Source organism: Collinsella sp. TF08-11AT (assembly GCF_003437035.1).
Classification (GTDB): domain Bacteria; phylum Actinomycetota; class Coriobacteriia; order Coriobacteriales; family Coriobacteriaceae; genus Collinsella.
The window spans coordinates 215,551-231,095 of record NZ_QSRL01000001.1; the positions used below are offsets into that span (position 1 = coordinate 215,551).

A 15,545-nucleotide genomic window follows, 5' to 3' on the forward strand; every position below is an offset into this window, starting at 1 on the left:
ATGGGACCTCGCTGGGAAACTGTGTCCCAGAATTTCGACTCGAAACGGGACACGGTTTCCCAAACGGGCCCGTTCCGGAAACTACATCCCGCAATCGGCACTCGAACCGGGATGCACTTTCCCGATCGAGCCTCATGGGAAACCGCGTCCCACTTTAGGGGGGCGCTCTTTAATGGCTAGTTGCCTTTGTGGAAAAGGTTCTTGATGACGGAGGGGATGCTCTTGGCGCCCTTGGCCGTCACATCGATAAAGTCGGGCGAACGAACGAGCTTGTCCTCGTCAATGTACTTACGCACCGCGCGAAGCGTTTCCTTGTCATTGCGCGTCGAAAACGTAAAGTGGCCATTCTCTTTGGTAAAGATGGCAAAACGCGTAATCTTCTTGGTGCCGCGCAAAACCTCGGCGGCAATATAGTCGACCTCGTCCCACGGGATTTGGATATAATCCTCGGGATTGCGCTCGTTATAGTACTCAAACGCCTTATTGCCCACCATCACGTTACCGTGACTGGTAAGCCCCATCAGGCAGGTTGCCGGCGTTGCCAAATCGACCGTGCTGTTCTGAGATTGCGCCATACGCGCCTCGCCCTCCAATAAAAACAATCGGACCGCATCCAGTGTACCCACCGGGTGCGGTCCGTTTCAATGGCTCAAAAGCCCTTGCCTAGCAACTCTCGGTCTTAAGCCGAAGCGTGCTTACATGAAGCCGCAGACGCGACCGATGATGCCGACGGCGAAGAGAGCCAGGATGATGACGATCGGGCTGACCTTCTTCTTGAGGAGCTTGCAGACCAGAAGGGTCAGGCACACGGCGGCAAGGCCGGGGATGAGCTGATCGAGGTTGGCCTGAAGCGTGGTGACCTTCACCGGGTCGAGTGCGTTGGCACCGACAGAGCTGTACATCGTCAATGCCTGCTTGATGCCCTCAGAACCGGCGGGCAGGTTGGCCCAGTCGATATAGGCGCCAGCGGACTGCGTGACCTTGGAGACGACCGGGGTGAAGGAGATGGACACCCAGCGCTCGACCAGGGCGCCGATGATGAACATACCCAGGATGGAAGCACCCTCGGTGACCTTGCCCATCAGACCGCCGGAGAGGTCCTTGGCGATGGAGGAGCCGACCTTGTAGCCAAACTCCTGCGTGTACCACAGGAAGGCGTAACGGATGATGTTCCACGCGAAGAAGAACAGCAGCGGACCGGCGATGCTGCCGGACAGGGCCAGGGAAGCGCCCAGTGCGCCCAGAATCGGGCGAAGGGTGAACCAGAAGGCGGGGTCGCCGACGCCGGCGAGCGGGCCCATCATACCGACCTTGACGCCCTGAATGGCGACGTCGTCAATCGGAGCACCGTTGGCGCGCTCCTCCTCGAGGGCGAGGGTAACGCCAATGACGGGGGCGGAAACATAGGGGTGGGTGTTATAGAACTCCAGGTGGCGCTTAAGAGCGGCAATCTGGTCATCCTTGCTGGTGTAGAGCTTCTTGATCGCAGGGATCATTGCGAAGCACCAGCCGCCGTTCTGCATACGCTCGTAGTTCCACGAGCCCTGAAGGAACTGATGACGGAAGCAAACCTTCTTACGGTCAGCCTTGGTGAGCTGAATCTTGTTCTCTGCCATATGTATCACTCCCCTCCTACTCGTAATCGTTCAGAATGTCGCCGAGCGGGTCACCGGAGCCACCGCCCATGCCGCCACCCTGCTTGGCCAGATCCTTAAGGCCAAGGTAGATGAGGGCAAGGGAGATGCCGATGAGGCCAAGGGCGATCAGCGTGAGCTGAGGGATGGCAGCAAGGACAAAGCCGAGGATGAAGAACGGCCAGGTCTCCTTGGTGGCCATCATGTTGATGACCATGGCGTAACCGACGGAAGCGACCATGCCGCCGCCGACAGCCATGCCGCCGGACAGCCAATCGGGCATAGCGTTAAGCGCGTTGGTAACAGCCTCGGCCGGGATGATGCACAGAAGTACTGCCGGGATGGCGATACGAACACCCTGCATGAGGATGCCGGCGTACTGCCAACGCTCGATGCCGGCGAAGTCGCCCTTCTCGGCGCAGGCGTCCATGCCGTGAACCATAGCGGTAGCCAGGGTACGGCAGATCATGGTCAGGAACAGACCAGCGACCGACAGCGGGACGGCGACGGCGATAGCGGCGGTAACGGCCTTGGCCGAATCGGTGGCGCCACCGTTGAGGGCGAGCACCATGATGATCGAAGAAGCGACCGAGGCCAGAGCGGCGTCAGGCGCGACGGCGGCACCGACGTTAGCCCAGCCAAGGGCCATCATCTGGAGCGAACCGCCCAGGAGGATGCCCTCCTGAAGGTGACCGGTTACGAGACCGATAAGCGTGCATGCCACGAGCGGCTGATGGAACTGGAACTCATCCAGAATGCCTTCCATACCGGCAAGCAACGCGACAATCGCAACAAGCAGAATAGTGATTGCAGACATGTATCGGACCCTCCTTTACTATGCTTGAGCGGCCAGTTCGGCCTTAGCTTTCTTCAACATGGCGTCGAGATCCTCGGAGGAATCCGAAGGAACCTTGCGGACCTCGAACTTGACGCCCTTGGCCTTGAGAGCCTCGATGGTCTTGACGTCGTCATCGCCCATAGCGACAGCGTTAGTGACGACGACCTTGCCCTTGGAGTGGGCCATGGAACCGATGTTGGCTTCCTTGATGTCGACGCCGGCCTCGATGGCCCTGAGCAGATCCTGCGGGTTCTCGAACAGCAGCATCGCCTTGGTGTCGCCAAAGCGCGTGTCCTTGACGACCTCGGCCATCTTCTTGATGGGCACGACGTTGGCGTGGACTCCCGGAGGGGCAGCCTGCTCGATCATGGTCTTGCGGAGCTCGTCGTGAGCAACGCCGTCGGAGACCACGATGATGCGGTTGGGGTTGATCTGCTTGGTCCACGTGGTGGCCACCTGACCATGCAGCAGACGCGTGTCGATACGGACGTGGGCGATCTTAATGTGCCCGTCGCCGATCACCGTTCCCGGAGGAATGGCACCCGCAGGAGCAGCGGCGGCCGCAGCCGGCTTCTTCTCCTCGGGCTCCAGAGACTCGGGCTTGACGCGCACGCCGGCCTTAGCCTCAGTCACGAGATGTTTTGCGATCGCATGTGCAGTGTTCTTTGCGTCAAAGCGCTGCGAATATGCCTCGATGAGCATAGGCAGGTTGACACCGGTGACGATAGCCCAGGAATCGTGGCCCTCGATGAGCCCGCTGATCTGGTTGAACGGCGTGCCGCCCCACAGATCAACGAGGAAGAGCACCTGCTCCTGGTCCTCGAAGGAAGCGATTGCTTCCTCGACCTTGGCACGGAAGTCGTCGGGGCCCATGCTCGGCTCGAGCGAGACCACGGCAACAGACGGCTGATCGCCAAAGACCATCGAGCCCGTCTGCTTGATTCCAGCCGCCAAGTCACCATGGCTAGCAAGAACAATACTTACCATCACATAACCTCCTTTTTGTCTACGTATTTCCTACACGACAGTTATGGAGTATAGCTGCAAATACAGCAGAATTGTCTGAAAAACTGCAAAAGGTAGCATTATTTGTTTAAACGTCTTGTTTTGTTACAAGCTGATTACATTCCAGTATTTTGGCTGATTTGCTGCTGAGGATTGATAGCTGATCTATTTACATGACCGAATTGAGCACGCTGTTCATTATTGCCGGTTTTAAACAGACACAAATGTGCTCGCGTTGAGGCTATTTCGTTTAAACAGATGGTGCTTGACTAATGGTAAGAAATATGCTCTAGCAAAGTAGTCGTTAGGGACGTTCTTTAATGACTAGTCGTTTAAGAACGTCCCCAACGACTAAGTTAGGCGATGTGGAGGGGGTTGGCGGCGTCGACGGCATCGGGGGCATCGGATAGGCCGTCGGGGGCAGCGTCTGTCGGGTCCTCGTCGGGGGTCTCGATCTGCTTGATCATGACCTCCTGGCCCTGCAGCAGATAGGTCTCGCCGCTACCGCAATGGGGGCAGGTCTTGCCGTGCTCGACCGTCGCGTAGTCGCAGCCGCACGCCTCGCAATGCGTCACGGCCTCGACAGGCTCCACAATAAGCTCCGCGCCCTGCGTGATAGGCTTTTTATCTGCCGCCCAGCGCCAAGCATCAAGCAGCAGATCGGGAACGACGCCCGAGACCTCGCCCAGGAGCAGCGTCACGCTCGAAACGCGACTCACGCCATTGGCGCGCGCCACATTCTCGACATCGCGAATGATGTGATAGACAATCCCGAGCTCGTGCACTTTATATTCCTTCCGCCGTTCCCGTTATGGCCACTTACTTGCGACCGAATTTAATCTTGATCGCGCGCTTGAGCGCGTACTTGCCCAGGCTTGGGAGCTTTTGCTCGTATTTGACCATCGTGGAGCACTCGGGGCGGTCGCGATCCAGATGGATGGCGTCAAACGCGCACTTGGTGGTGCACAGGCCGCAGCCGATGCACTTGTTGGGGTCGACGATCGAGGCACCGCAGCCCAGGCAGCGAGCGGTCTCGGCGCGCACCTGCTCCTCGGTAAAGGTCTCGACGTACTCGCTAAAGGGCGCAGCCTTCTCGCGCTCGCGGTCGACACGTGCCACCTCGCGGCTCGCGTTGTCATAGCTCTCAATCACAACATCGTCGCGGTCAAGCGCGGTGTAGCGGCGCTGGTTGCGGCCGATGGTGAGCGTGGAGCCCGGCTGCACAAAGCGATGGATGGACACGGCGGCCTCGTGACCGGCGGCGATGGCGTCGATAGCAAAGCTGGGACCGGTGTAGACGTCGCCGCCCACAAAGATGTCGGGCTCGGCGGTCTGGTACGTCTGCGGATCGGCAAGGGCACCCTGGCCGCGGCCGAGCTCCACCTTGGAGCCAGCCAGCAGGTCGCCCCACACAATGGACTGGCCAATCGACATGACGACACGGTCGGCATCGACACGGCGCAAGTCGTTCTCGTCATACTCGGGCGCAAAACGGCCCTCGTCATCGTAGACGCGCGTGCAGCGCTTGAAGGTGATACCGCACACACGACCGGCCTCGTCCAGGTGAATCTCCTTGGGGCCCCAGCCGCAGCTAATGTGCGCGCCGTCCTCGATGGCCTCGCGACGCTCCTCCTCGCTGGCAGGCATCTGGGCCTCGCTCTCCAGGCAGAACATCTCAACGTGCTCGGAACCCAGACGGCAGGCGTTGCGCGCGACGTCGATGGCCACGTTGCCGCCGCCCACCACGATGGTGCGCCCGGGCAGCGCGTCGATCTTGCCGCTGTTGACCTCGCGCAAAAAGTCGACGGCCACGGTCACGTCCTCGGCATCCTCGCCCGGAATACCGGCAAGGCGGCCACCCTGGCAGCCAATGGCCACGTAAAAGGCCTTAAAGCCCTGCGCGCGAAGCTCGTCGAGCGTCACGTCGCGACCGACTTCCACGCCATAGCGGAGCTCGGCACCCATCAGGCGAATGACCTCGACCTCGGCCTCGATAACATCCTTCTGCAGCTTAAAGCTGGGAATGCCGTAGGTGAGCATGCCGCCCGGGCGCTCGTTTTTCTCGAACACGACAGGCTTGTAGCCCTTCTCGGCCAGGTAGAAAGCGCAGGACAGGCCGGCCGGACCGGCACCGATGATGGCGATCTTCTGGTCGAAGCCGCCGGCACGCGTCGGGGTCACCACAGGCGGGACATAGCGAGTCGCGGCATCCAGATCGCGCTGGGCGATAAACTTCTTGACCTCGTCGATAGCCACGGCCTCGTCCACGCGACCGCGGGTGCAGGCATCCTCGCAGCGGCGGTTGCACACACGGCCGCAGATAGCGGGCAGCGGGTTCTCGCGCTTGATGAGCGCGAGCGCCTCGTCATAGCGACCCTGCGCCGCGAGCTTCAAATAGCCCTGAACGGCAACGTGCGCGGGGCAGGCCGTCTTGCAGGGAGCGGTGCCGGACTCATGCGTCTCGATGCGGTTGTCGTTGCGGTAGTTGGGCGACCACTTGGTGTGGTCCCACTTGGTGGCATCGGGCAGCTCCTGGCGCGGATACTCGGGCACCTGTCCGCCGGCCTTTTTGCTGCAGAGCTTCTGGCCGAGCTTGGCTGCACCAGCCGGGCACACCTCAACGCAGCGACCGCAGGCCACGCACTTGTCCTTCTCGACCTTGGCGACATAGGCCGAGCGCGACAGGTTGGGTGTGTTGAACAGCTGCGAGGTGCGCAGGGCGTAGCACACGTTGACGTTGCAGTTGCAGATGGCGAAGATTTTGTTCTCACCGTCGATGTTGGTGATCTGGTGCACAAAGCCGTTGTCCTCGGCCTGGCGCAGGATGTCGTAGACCTCCTCGCGCGTCACATAATGGCCGCGGTCGGTCTCGACCACGTAGTCGGCCATATCGCCCACGGCGATGCACCAATCGGCCGGGTCGTCGGCGCAGCCCTCTCCCATCACGCGACGGCTCGCGCGGCAGCTGCAAGTGCTGGCGGCATACTTACCCTCGTATTTGTCGAGCCAATGCTCGATATGCTCGATCGGCACCGAGGTGCTCGCGGCATCGATGGCCTTCTCGACCGGAATGACATGCATGCCGATGCCGGCACCGCCAGGCGGCACCATCGGCGTGGCCTTGGACAGCGGGCCTTTGGATGCCTGTTCAAAGAACTTGGCGTAGACCGGGTGTTCCTCGAGCTGGCTCACGCGCATGTTGAGGAACTCGGCAGAACCCGGCACCAGCATGGGCAGCACCCACTGCTTGGCGCGCTCGGGGTTCTCCCAGTTGTACTCGAGCAGACCCGTGTAGCTCATGTCGTCGAGAATCTTCTCGATATCGGCTTCGGGCATGCCGGTGAGCTTGACCATCTCGGGCAGCGTATAGGGACGGCGCATCTTCATCTTGCAGAGCACTTCGGCCTGCTCGTCGGTTGCGGCCTCGGCAAACGACCAGTACTCGTAGCCCAGCAGCTCGTCGCGATGCAGCAGGCGGTTGGTGCAGTGCTCGCACAGCTTGACGATGGCCTCGCGCGGATGCTCCGGCAGCGGCGGCACGAACTCCGAACCGATGTCGGGCTCGGTGTAGCTAATTCCCGGTCCGTTGAGAATCATGGTTGTCCCTTCTCTTGCCACAGCCCGGCGAGGCCGCGGCACCCCTCTTTTTTTGCAGGCCGGGCATGCCCCCATGCCGTTCACCCGCCATTGTTGACATTGTGTCAAAAATAGTATTGACGAACCGTCAACAATATTCAAGACTGTTAGGCGAACGGTCAGGCAAAAGAGGATGAAAGGCGGCAAAACATGGGCAACAACGCAGCAGATATCTCTGTGGTCGATGCCGTCCCCGCATCCGATAGCGCGGCAAAACGCCTGACGGGCGACGAGCGCCGTCGCGAGATCCTCGCCGCTGTGCGCGCCGTGAGCGCCGAGCTTGGTGTGTCCCATCTTTCGGTATCGGCCGTGACCAAGCGGGCTGGCTGCACGCGTTCGCTGTTCTACCACTACTTTGCCGATATGGATGCCGCCGTCACCGCCGTTATGGACGAGGCAATCGACGGCTTTATCGCCGAGCTCGAGCAGTGGAACGCCAGCCGCACGGTTGGCGACATCGAAGGCGCACTCGACACCGTTGCTCCGCTCTTTAAGCGCCTGGTCGTGAGCGGCCACGAGTTGCCGAGCACGCTCACCTCGAGCAGCGGCGCGCTCTACGGCGGCTTTTTGCACAACGTGGTCCAGCGTGTGGCGCAGTATATCTGCGATACCACCGTGGTGGATTTTGTCGCCCATCATGAGCTACGCATCGACCATGTCTACGAGACGTTCTACACCCTCATTATGGGGTTGTTGATGTATATCCGCACGCACCCCGATGTGCCCGACGAGACGGTCAAGGAAATCATCGCCTCGACACTCCACATCGAGGGCTATACCGCCAAGTATCCGGAGCGCAAGCCCCAGAACTGACGACATTTGGCCAAACTGCCCGCGATCAGAAGAGGGGCCGCGGGCGTGTGAAAGGAGAGCAGCATGCTGTTCGATGTTTGGGGTAGCGATACCCTTATCCACTGGGCCGGCTGGGCCATGGTCTTTATTGGCCTGATCGTGCTCAACGAGATCGGCCGCCGCACCAAGCTGGGCGCGGCAATCATCTTTGGCGTGGCTCCGCTGGCCATGACCATCTACTGCGTCGCTATCGCCATCGGCGTTTCGCAGGGCGCCGAGTGGGCGCTCACCAACCCCACCCATGTGTACCAGAACAGCTGGTTCCACTACGCCAAGGTCTACGCGGCGTTGGCCGGTTGCTGGGGCTTCATCGCCATTAAGTATCAGTGGGGCAAGATCGGCAAGGCGCACTGGTTCCGCGCGTGGCCGTTTGTGATCGTCGCCATCAACATCATGATCGCCGTCGTGTCCGACTTTGAGAGCGCCTATCACTTCTTTGTCCTGGGCCAGTCCACTTGGGTCACCTCCGAAGGTGCTACGCAGCTTGCCGGCTGGAACAACGTGTTCAACGGCATCGCCGGTATCATCAACATCTTCTGCATGACCGGTTGGTGGAGCGTCTACGCCTCCGAGGACAAGACCGACATGCTGTGGCCCGACATGACCTGGGTCTACATCATCGCCTACGATATCTGGAACTTCTGCTACACCTACAACTGCCTGCCCGCCCACTCCTGGTTCTGCGGCTTTGCGCTGCTGCTGGCGCCCACCGTCGCCGCCTTTATCTGGAACAAGGGCGGTTGGATCCAGAACCGCGCCTTTACGCTGGCCATTTGGTGCATGTTTGCCCAGGTGTTCCCGTACTTCCAGGAGGAGTCCATCTTTGTGACCCACTCCACGCTCGACCCCAGCGCCGCTACTGCGGTCTCGATCGCCGCACTGGTCGCCAACATCGCCGCGATCATCTACATCGCCTACCGCGCCAAGAAGCTCGGCCGCAATCCCTACAAGCAGGATGTCTTTGAGGGCACCAGCGATTGGGAGAAGGCTACCGCTCGCCGCGCCAAGGTGGATTACGCACACGCCGAGTAACGCGCTCGCTGCCGTCCGCATTTGGATGTAGGCGCGTCTCTTTGGCTCCGTAATCTCGCGTTATGCGCAGCCCCCGGAAAGCAATTCGTTTGCTTTCCGGGGGCTTTTTGCTGTCGCGCGTGCATTCATGCACATATTCACAATGTATCGCGCAGATAAAATCGAATTTCCGACTGCACGCCAGCTCTATGTGACCTTAATTTTGGGTACATTGTTGTCCCGATATTGAGCTTGGGGGATATATGGAAAATGAGACGAGGGGCCAAGAGGACGCGGCCCAAGATGCAGCGGCGTGCGCCGAGGCCTTGGAGAGCCTAGACCGGTTTTCGCTGGACGAAGTTGCGTTTGACGAGACAATCGTCGACATGCAGGACGCGGCGGGCGATGGCATACCGGATACGGGCGACGACGTCGAGGATGCTCGCGATGAAGCCGATGTCGAAAAAGGCGATGACGAGGGCAATGGCCAACCGGAACCCAACGCGGGAGATGAGACCTCCCTGCTTGGCGACTTGCCCGTCGACGAATCGCTCACCCGCGAGCTCCCCGGCTTGGGCTCTGCGCCAGTCGTCGACGAGACCATCGCCATGGGAGATATTCCCCTGCCGTCCGCTCCCTCGGCACACGAAGCCGAGGTTCGTCATCGTAAGATGTCGCCCAAGCGCCGCAATCTGATGGTCGCCGGTGTCGTGGCTGTCGCGCTCGTCGCCGGCGGCGCGGGCTATGCGGCTTGGAACGGATACCAGCAAGAGCAGGCCGCCGTAGTTGCCGCAAACGCCCATACCATGATGTCGGTGCAAATTGGCGTACATGCCGCGGGACTCGACTGCTCCACCGGCTCAAAGATCCCCGTGCAGGTGAGTGGCCAGGACTCCGACGGCTCTTCTGTGAGCGAAACGCTCTACGTTGACGAGCACGGCCGCGGCATCAAACTGCTGCCCGGCGATTACACGCTCTCCATCGCTGCCTCCCCCATCGCGGCCGACGGCACCATCTATACCGTCCCGACCACCAAGACGCAGGTCACCGTTAAGAGCGATGGACAGGATTTAAGTGCCCAGGCTGCCTTTAAACTCAAGGTGCCTTCGGCCGACACGGTAACCAACGACCAGATCGACGCCGCCGCCAAGTATGCCGAGGAAGGCGGCGCGAGCTCCGCCGCCACCGCCAAGGTGCTCCAGCAGGCGGCAACCGCGCGGCGCGACGCCGCCGTCAATGCCGTGAGCGCGCAAAAGGCACAGGCAGCCCGTGATGCCGACGCCCGTCACAAGGCAACCGACCTCTACCAGCTCGATATCCCCGTCGAATGGTACGGCAAGGTCGAGACTTGGCAAAATGGCAGCACGCTATGCATCTATCTTGCCGGCGACAGCGATACGCCGATTGTGACGCTCGTCGCGGTGCGCGAGGGCGAGAGCTTTACGCCCGATGAGGGCGATACGGTTTTGGGTGCGGCCAATCTAGGCAACGGTTATACCGTCTACGCCAGCGGCCCCGTCTATCCGTACGTGGTGCCCCAGACCATCAACGGGCGCACGCAGAACCCCGTGTCGACCTATCCCATGGACACAGCCATTGAGCTTGTCGAGCTTACGACCGGCAACCGCTACACCTACAGCCAGATCAAGAGCGTGCTGGTCGGCAAAGACGGCAAGGCCGACGCTGCCACCAAGCTCGAATGCGACTACATCGCCCAGATTCTGCTGCCGAGCATCAAGGCCCAGGACTAGCCGGGCGCATCATGGTACTCCCCAACCGTGATGAAGGGGCCAGGAGGTCCTGGCCCCACAGATCCGTAGATGATTAGGCAAGGAGCCACTTCCATGCGGGCACAGCGTGTACCACACCGTGTTCACATGGAATATCGGCCTGTTCATCCATAGTAACGATTACCGACTCGCCAAGATCAAACTGGGCCATCGAGGCATCGAGGGCTGCAATTTCGCGTTCGCGCGTTTTCTCGCTTGCCATATCCACACTCACCTGAGTCAGGCTATAAGCCTGCATGAGAAGTGCATCCCCAGCCACAAAGTCAACCTCATGGCTTTTATTCTTCTCCTTGACCAGTAGGCGGCAGACCGAACCGACCCGCACCGCAGGAGTCCTTCTTCTGAGCGCATTGAACACCGCAGTCTCGAGCCTCTGGCCCTGGTCCAATGCCGATGCGGGAGAGAATGCTCCAAACATCGCAGGATCGACAGCGTAGACTTTAGACGCAGACCGCGTATTATTTGCAAGTGAACGCGTAAACTCCGGCACAGAAAACAGCAGGTAGGCGTCCTCGTAATACTCAAGTAAGTCGCTGAGCGAATTACGACTGACGGGTATCTGCCTGCTCTTGAACTCGTTGTACACCTTGTTCACCGACAGCTCTCGTCCCGAAGATGCCATACACCGCGTCAGAAACAGTGAGGCCAAACGAGGGCTCTTGACGTCGTAACGCTCCACAACGTCCATAGCGACCGTTCGCGACGCATATTCCTGTAGCAGCTGAATCGCGTCTGCGGGCGTCTGCTCAAGTGTCGCGATGAATCCCCCTCGCTCGAGATATCCGACCAGATGGTGTCGGAGCAACGCTGCAGCGCTTGAGGAGAAGGGCGCGTTCGACTCAGGAACGCTCCCCGTCTTATATCGGACGTATTCCGAAAAACTCAACGGAAAAAGCTCTCGCACAAGAGAACGGCCCCTGAACTCGCTCTTAAGTTCTGAGGACAGCATCTTAGAAGAAGATCCCGTCACGTAAACGGTCGCCTTCTCCGTATCGACCACGCGTCGCAGAAACGCACCCCATTCGGGTATTTCCTGGATCTCGTCAAAGAAAAGGTAGGCGCCCTCGCCTCGAGCAGCAGGATATAGTGCATAGAATGTATCGAGCACGTCCGCTAGTAGCGATGGCTCATACGGACGCAAGCGCTCATCCTCAAAATTGAAATATAGCATCCGGTCAAGCTCGACGCCTTGGCCCTGAAGCCGCCGCATCTCCTGATACAGGCGATACGTCTTTCCACAACGACGGGCGCCCACAATCACATATACGATGTTGTCGCGCTTTGGCTCCTGTGGGTTTCCCAGATCAAGGTCTCGCTCAAAGACCTGTGGAACCCCCTGCTGTTCAAAGTCCTTTATTTTCTGGGCGATCAAGTCGTTGAATGCCATGATTCTCCAATCTTGCTCTCTAGCTAATCAAAATTATACCGATTCTTGATTAGCTAGAGAGCAAGATTACGTGCAACTTGATTAATAGAAAATCAAGTTTTGCTGTTACCGAGCATCAAGGTCCAAGACTAGCAGCCCGCGACACCCAAATTAGCTACTTAACGCCAGGGGTCAGCTTCGAACATTGGCTCGCGCTCGGGGCGGCGATCGCTGTAGGGATCGTAGCCGTCGTCGTCCTCGTTCTCGGCGCGGATGTAGGGATCGCGCGGCTTGGGTGCCGGCTTAGGCGCAGGCTTGGGTGCGGCATCGGTCGCCGGCGCGCTTGTCTTGATCTCGTCTTTCATCTGCATATCTCCTTGCCATGTACTCATGCTCAACATCAACGATTGTCGCACGAAAAAGGGCGGCGGACCCAATTGGATCCGCCGCCCTTGGCATTTAGAGACGGCTGGCAGATTTTAAGGCATGGCCCAAAATCTACTCGGCGTCGGGAACCTCGTAGGTGGCCGCCGGCGTGTTGTCGCACACAACGGTAAAGCCGCCGTCCTTGTCGACATCGACCGTCACCTGATCGCCCTCGCGCACCGTGCCGTCGATGATGGCGGCGGCGATGGCATCCACGACCTCGCGCTGCACCAAACGCTTGAGCGGACGGGCGCCAAAGACCGGGTCCAGGCCGCCCACAGCAAGCATCTGCTTGGCCGCCGGGGTAATGGCAAGCGTCATGCGCTCCTTAGCCAGACGTGCGCGGACGTCAGCGAGCTGAATATCGACGATCTTTTCGATCTGCGCCATGCCGAGCGGATGGAACACCACGATATCGTCGATACGGTTGAGAAACTCGGGACGGAAGGTCTGAGCCATGGCCGCGTCGACCTGATGACGCATCTCCTCCTCGTCCTTGCCCGAAAGCTCGGCGATAGCCTTAGAGCCCACGTTGCTCGTCATGATGATGATCGTGTTCTTGAAGGACACCTGGCGACCCTGGCCGTCGGTCAGACGGCCGTCATCGAGCACCTGCAACAGCACGTTGAATACATCCGGGTGAGCCTTCTCCATCTCGTCGAGCAAGATCACGGAATACGGACGACGGCGCACGGCCTCGGTAAGCTGGCCGCCCTCGTCGTATCCCACGTATCCCGGAGGCGCACCGATCAGACGCTGGACGCTGAACTTCTCCATGTACTCGGACATGTCGATACGCACGAGCGCACGCTCATCATCGAACAGGCACTCGGCCAGCGCCTTGGCGAGCTCGGTCTTGCCCACGCCGGTGGGGCCCAGGAAGAAGAAGCTGCCGATGGGCTTGTCCGGATCGGAGAGGCCCGCACGGCTGCGGCGCACGGCCGCGGCGACAGCGGAGACCGCCTCGTCCTGGCCGATGACGCGCTTATGCAGCTCGCCCTCCAAGCCCTTCAGCTTGTCGAGCTCGCCCTGCATCATCTTGGAGACGGGCACGCCGGTCCAAGCGCTCACGACCTCAGCGATCTCATCGGAGGTCACCTGCTCGTTGAGGCCCTCGCCGTCCTGCTGCTTTTGCGCCTCGAGCGCGGCCTCGGAATCCTGAATCTGCTGCTGCAGGCCCGGAATCACGGAGTAGCGCAGCTCGGACGCACGACCCAAATCGCCGTTGCGCGTTGCACGCTCCTCCTCGCTCTTTGCCTCGTCGAGCTTGCCCTTGAGCTCCTGCACGTGGTCGATGGCGTTCTTCTGGTTGAGCCAGCCGGCCTTTTGCACGTTGAGCTTTTCCTGGACCTCGGCAATCTCCTGGCGCAGGGCCTCCAGACGCTCCTTGGAGGCGTCGTCGGTCTCCTTCATGAGCGCCTGCTCCTCAATCTGCAGCTGGGTGAGCTGACGCGTGGTGGCGTCGATCTCGACCGGCATGCTGTCGAGCTCCATGCGCAGGCGGCTTGCGGCCTCATCGACCAGGTCGATGGCCTTATCGGGCAGGAAGCGGTCGGCAATGTAGCGATCGGAGAGGTCGGCGGCCGCCACGAGCGCGCTATCGGTGATATGCACGCCGTGGAAGATCTCGTACTTCTCCTTGAGGCCACGCAGGATGGAGATGGTGTCCTCGACGGTGGGCTCGGAGACCATCACGGTCTGGAAACGACGGGCGAGTGCCGCGTCCTTCTCGATGTACTTGCGATACTCGTCGAGCGTAGTCGCGCCGATCGCGTGCAAGTCGCCACGGGCAAGCGCCGGCTTCAGGATGTTGCCGGCGTCCATGGAGCCCTCGGTAGCGCCCGCGCCCACAATGGTGTGGAGCTCATCGATGAACAGGATGACCTTGCCTTGCGCCTTTTGGACTTCCTTGAGTACAGCCTTCAAGCGGTCCTCGAACTCACCACGGTACTTGGCACCGGCGACCAGCGCGCTCATGTCGAGCTCGATGAGGTCGCGGTCGCGCAGCGTGCTCGGCACGTCGCCGGCCACGATACGCTGGGCGATGCCCTCGACGATGGCCGTCTTGCCGACGCCCGGCTCGCCAATGAGCACGGGGTTGTTCTTGGTGCGGCGGGACAGGACCTGGATGGTACGACGGATCTCGTCGGTACGGCCGATGACCGGGTCGAGCTTGCCGGCGCGGGCAAGGTCGCAGATATTGCGGCCGTACTGCTCCAGCGCCTCAAACTGGGTCTTGTCCTCGGCAGACGTCACGCGGTCATCGCCACGCAGCTCCTCGTAAACCTGCTCGATGCGCTCCTTGGTGACGCCGGCGTCGCGCAGCACGCGACCAGCCTCGCCCTTGTCCTCGGCAAGCGCCATCAGCAGATGCTCGGTCACCACAAAGCTGTCGCCCATCTTGGTGGCCTTCTTCTCGGCCTTTTCGATGACGCGGACGAGCTCGTTGGACAGGCCCATCTGCTGACCCTCGCCCGAAACCTTGGGCGCGTGGTCGATGGCATCCTGTGTGGAGCGTGCGAGCTGAGCCGGGTCGGCACCGATGCGCTCGATGATCACGGAGATATTGCGCTCGCCGGCACCGAGCAGGGCAGACAGCAGGTGGATCGGCTCCACCGCGCCGGCCTGCGCGTCGGCGGCCGTGCTCATGGCGGTTTGCAACGCCTCGCGCGACGTCATTGCTAGCTTATCGATTCTCATGGAATCACCTCTCTTGGGGCGGCCGCCCTACGGGGCGGCTTCACGTTGTTCGAGAAGTATTGTTGCCAGCTTTGCGCGATCTTATACACAAATCTAAGTCTCTATATATAAGATTTTCTGAGTGATTAATGGATAGGGTACTGAGATGTCAGCCCGCCGCTGCCCAGGCGCACTACCGTCTCGATCTGTAACATCTAGCAGCCATTTTTAATCCTAGATGTTACAGATCGAGACGAATTGTTCAGCGGCGCCCGTTTGTCTCAATCTGTAACATCTACTCGGCAAAT

12 protein-coding genes are annotated in these 15,545 nt (G+C 60.3%); 3 read left to right on the plus strand and 9 right to left on the minus strand.

The features are described 5' to 3' along the window. Nucleotides 1-176: 176 nt before the first annotated feature. The 6 genes from DXC79_RS00895 to DXC79_RS00920 form a co-directional block, all read right to left on the minus strand. Nucleotides 177-575 (minus strand): DUF956 family protein, encoded by a 399-nt coding sequence (locus DXC79_RS00895; RefSeq protein WP_117564941.1) that lies wholly within the window; start codon nt 573-575, stop codon nt 177-179. A 120-nt stretch (nt 576-695) separates the two neighbouring features. Further along, on the minus strand, nt 696-1,616 hold the full coding sequence (locus tag DXC79_RS00900; protein ID WP_117564942.1) for a PTS system mannose/fructose/sorbose family transporter subunit IID: 921 nt from the start codon (nt 1,614-1,616) through the stop codon (nt 696-698). 16 nt (nt 1,617-1,632) lie between these two features. After that, nucleotides 1,633-2,451, minus strand: a complete 819-nt coding sequence (locus DXC79_RS00905; protein WP_089573274.1) for a PTS mannose/fructose/sorbose transporter subunit IIC — start codon at nt 2,449-2,451, stop codon at nt 1,633-1,635. 18 nt (nt 2,452-2,469) lie between these two features. Further along, the gene (locus DXC79_RS00910; RefSeq protein WP_089573275.1) at nt 2,470-3,459 is read right to left on the minus strand and encodes a PTS sugar transporter subunit IIB; all 990 of its coding nucleotides are present in this window, start codon (nt 3,457-3,459) and stop codon (nt 2,470-2,472) included. A gap of 374 nt (nt 3,460-3,833) precedes the next feature. Further along, nucleotides 3,834-4,262, minus strand: coding sequence for a hydrogenase maturation nickel metallochaperone HypA (locus DXC79_RS00915; protein ID WP_117583629.1), 429 nt, complete (start codon nt 4,260-4,262; stop codon nt 3,834-3,836). A 34-nt stretch (nt 4,263-4,296) separates the two neighbouring features. Further along, on the minus strand, nt 4,297-7,074 hold the full coding sequence (locus DXC79_RS00920) for an FAD-dependent oxidoreductase (protein WP_199408608.1): 2,778 nt from the start codon (nt 7,072-7,074) through the stop codon (nt 4,297-4,299). 189 nt (nt 7,075-7,263) lie between these two features. Between DXC79_RS00920 and DXC79_RS00925 the strand changes: the two genes are divergently transcribed. The 3 genes from DXC79_RS00925 (at nt 7,264) to DXC79_RS00935 (ending at nt 10,727) form a co-directional block, all read left to right on the plus strand. Continuing rightward, the gene (locus DXC79_RS00925) at nt 7,264-7,926 is read left to right on the plus strand and encodes a TetR/AcrR family transcriptional regulator (protein WP_117634468.1); all 663 of its coding nucleotides are present in this window, start codon (nt 7,264-7,266) and stop codon (nt 7,924-7,926) included. A gap of 63 nt (nt 7,927-7,989) precedes the next feature. Then, nucleotides 7,990-8,997 carry a DUF5692 family protein gene (locus DXC79_RS00930; RefSeq protein WP_117634470.1) on the plus strand — a complete coding sequence of 336 codons (1,008 nt, stop codon included), beginning with the start codon at nt 7,990-7,992 and terminating at the stop codon, nt 8,995-8,997. A gap of 242 nt (nt 8,998-9,239) precedes the next feature. Continuing rightward, entirely contained in the window at nt 9,240-10,727 is a 1,488-nt protein-coding gene (locus tag DXC79_RS00935; protein ID WP_117634472.1) for a hypothetical protein, read from the plus strand. 73 nt (nt 10,728-10,800) lie between these two features. On the opposite strand, the gene DXC79_RS00940 is transcribed toward DXC79_RS00935, so the two are convergent. The 3 genes from DXC79_RS00940 to clpB all read right to left on the minus strand — a co-directional run bounded on the left by DXC79_RS00940 (nt 10,801) and on the right by clpB (nt 15,258). Next, nucleotides 10,801-12,153, minus strand: coding sequence for an ATP-binding protein (locus tag DXC79_RS00940; protein ID WP_117634474.1), 1,353 nt, complete (start codon nt 12,151-12,153; stop codon nt 10,801-10,803). A gap of 158 nt (nt 12,154-12,311) precedes the next feature. Further along, nucleotides 12,312-12,497 carry a hypothetical protein gene (locus tag DXC79_RS00945; protein WP_233502909.1) on the minus strand — a complete coding sequence of 62 codons (186 nt, stop codon included), beginning with the start codon at nt 12,495-12,497 and terminating at the stop codon, nt 12,312-12,314. A gap of 133 nt (nt 12,498-12,630) precedes the next feature. After that, on the minus strand, nt 12,631-15,258 hold the full coding sequence (clpB, locus tag DXC79_RS00950; protein ID WP_117634476.1) for an ATP-dependent chaperone ClpB: 2,628 nt from the start codon (nt 15,256-15,258) through the stop codon (nt 12,631-12,633). Between the last annotated feature and the right edge of the window lie 287 nt (nt 15,259-15,545).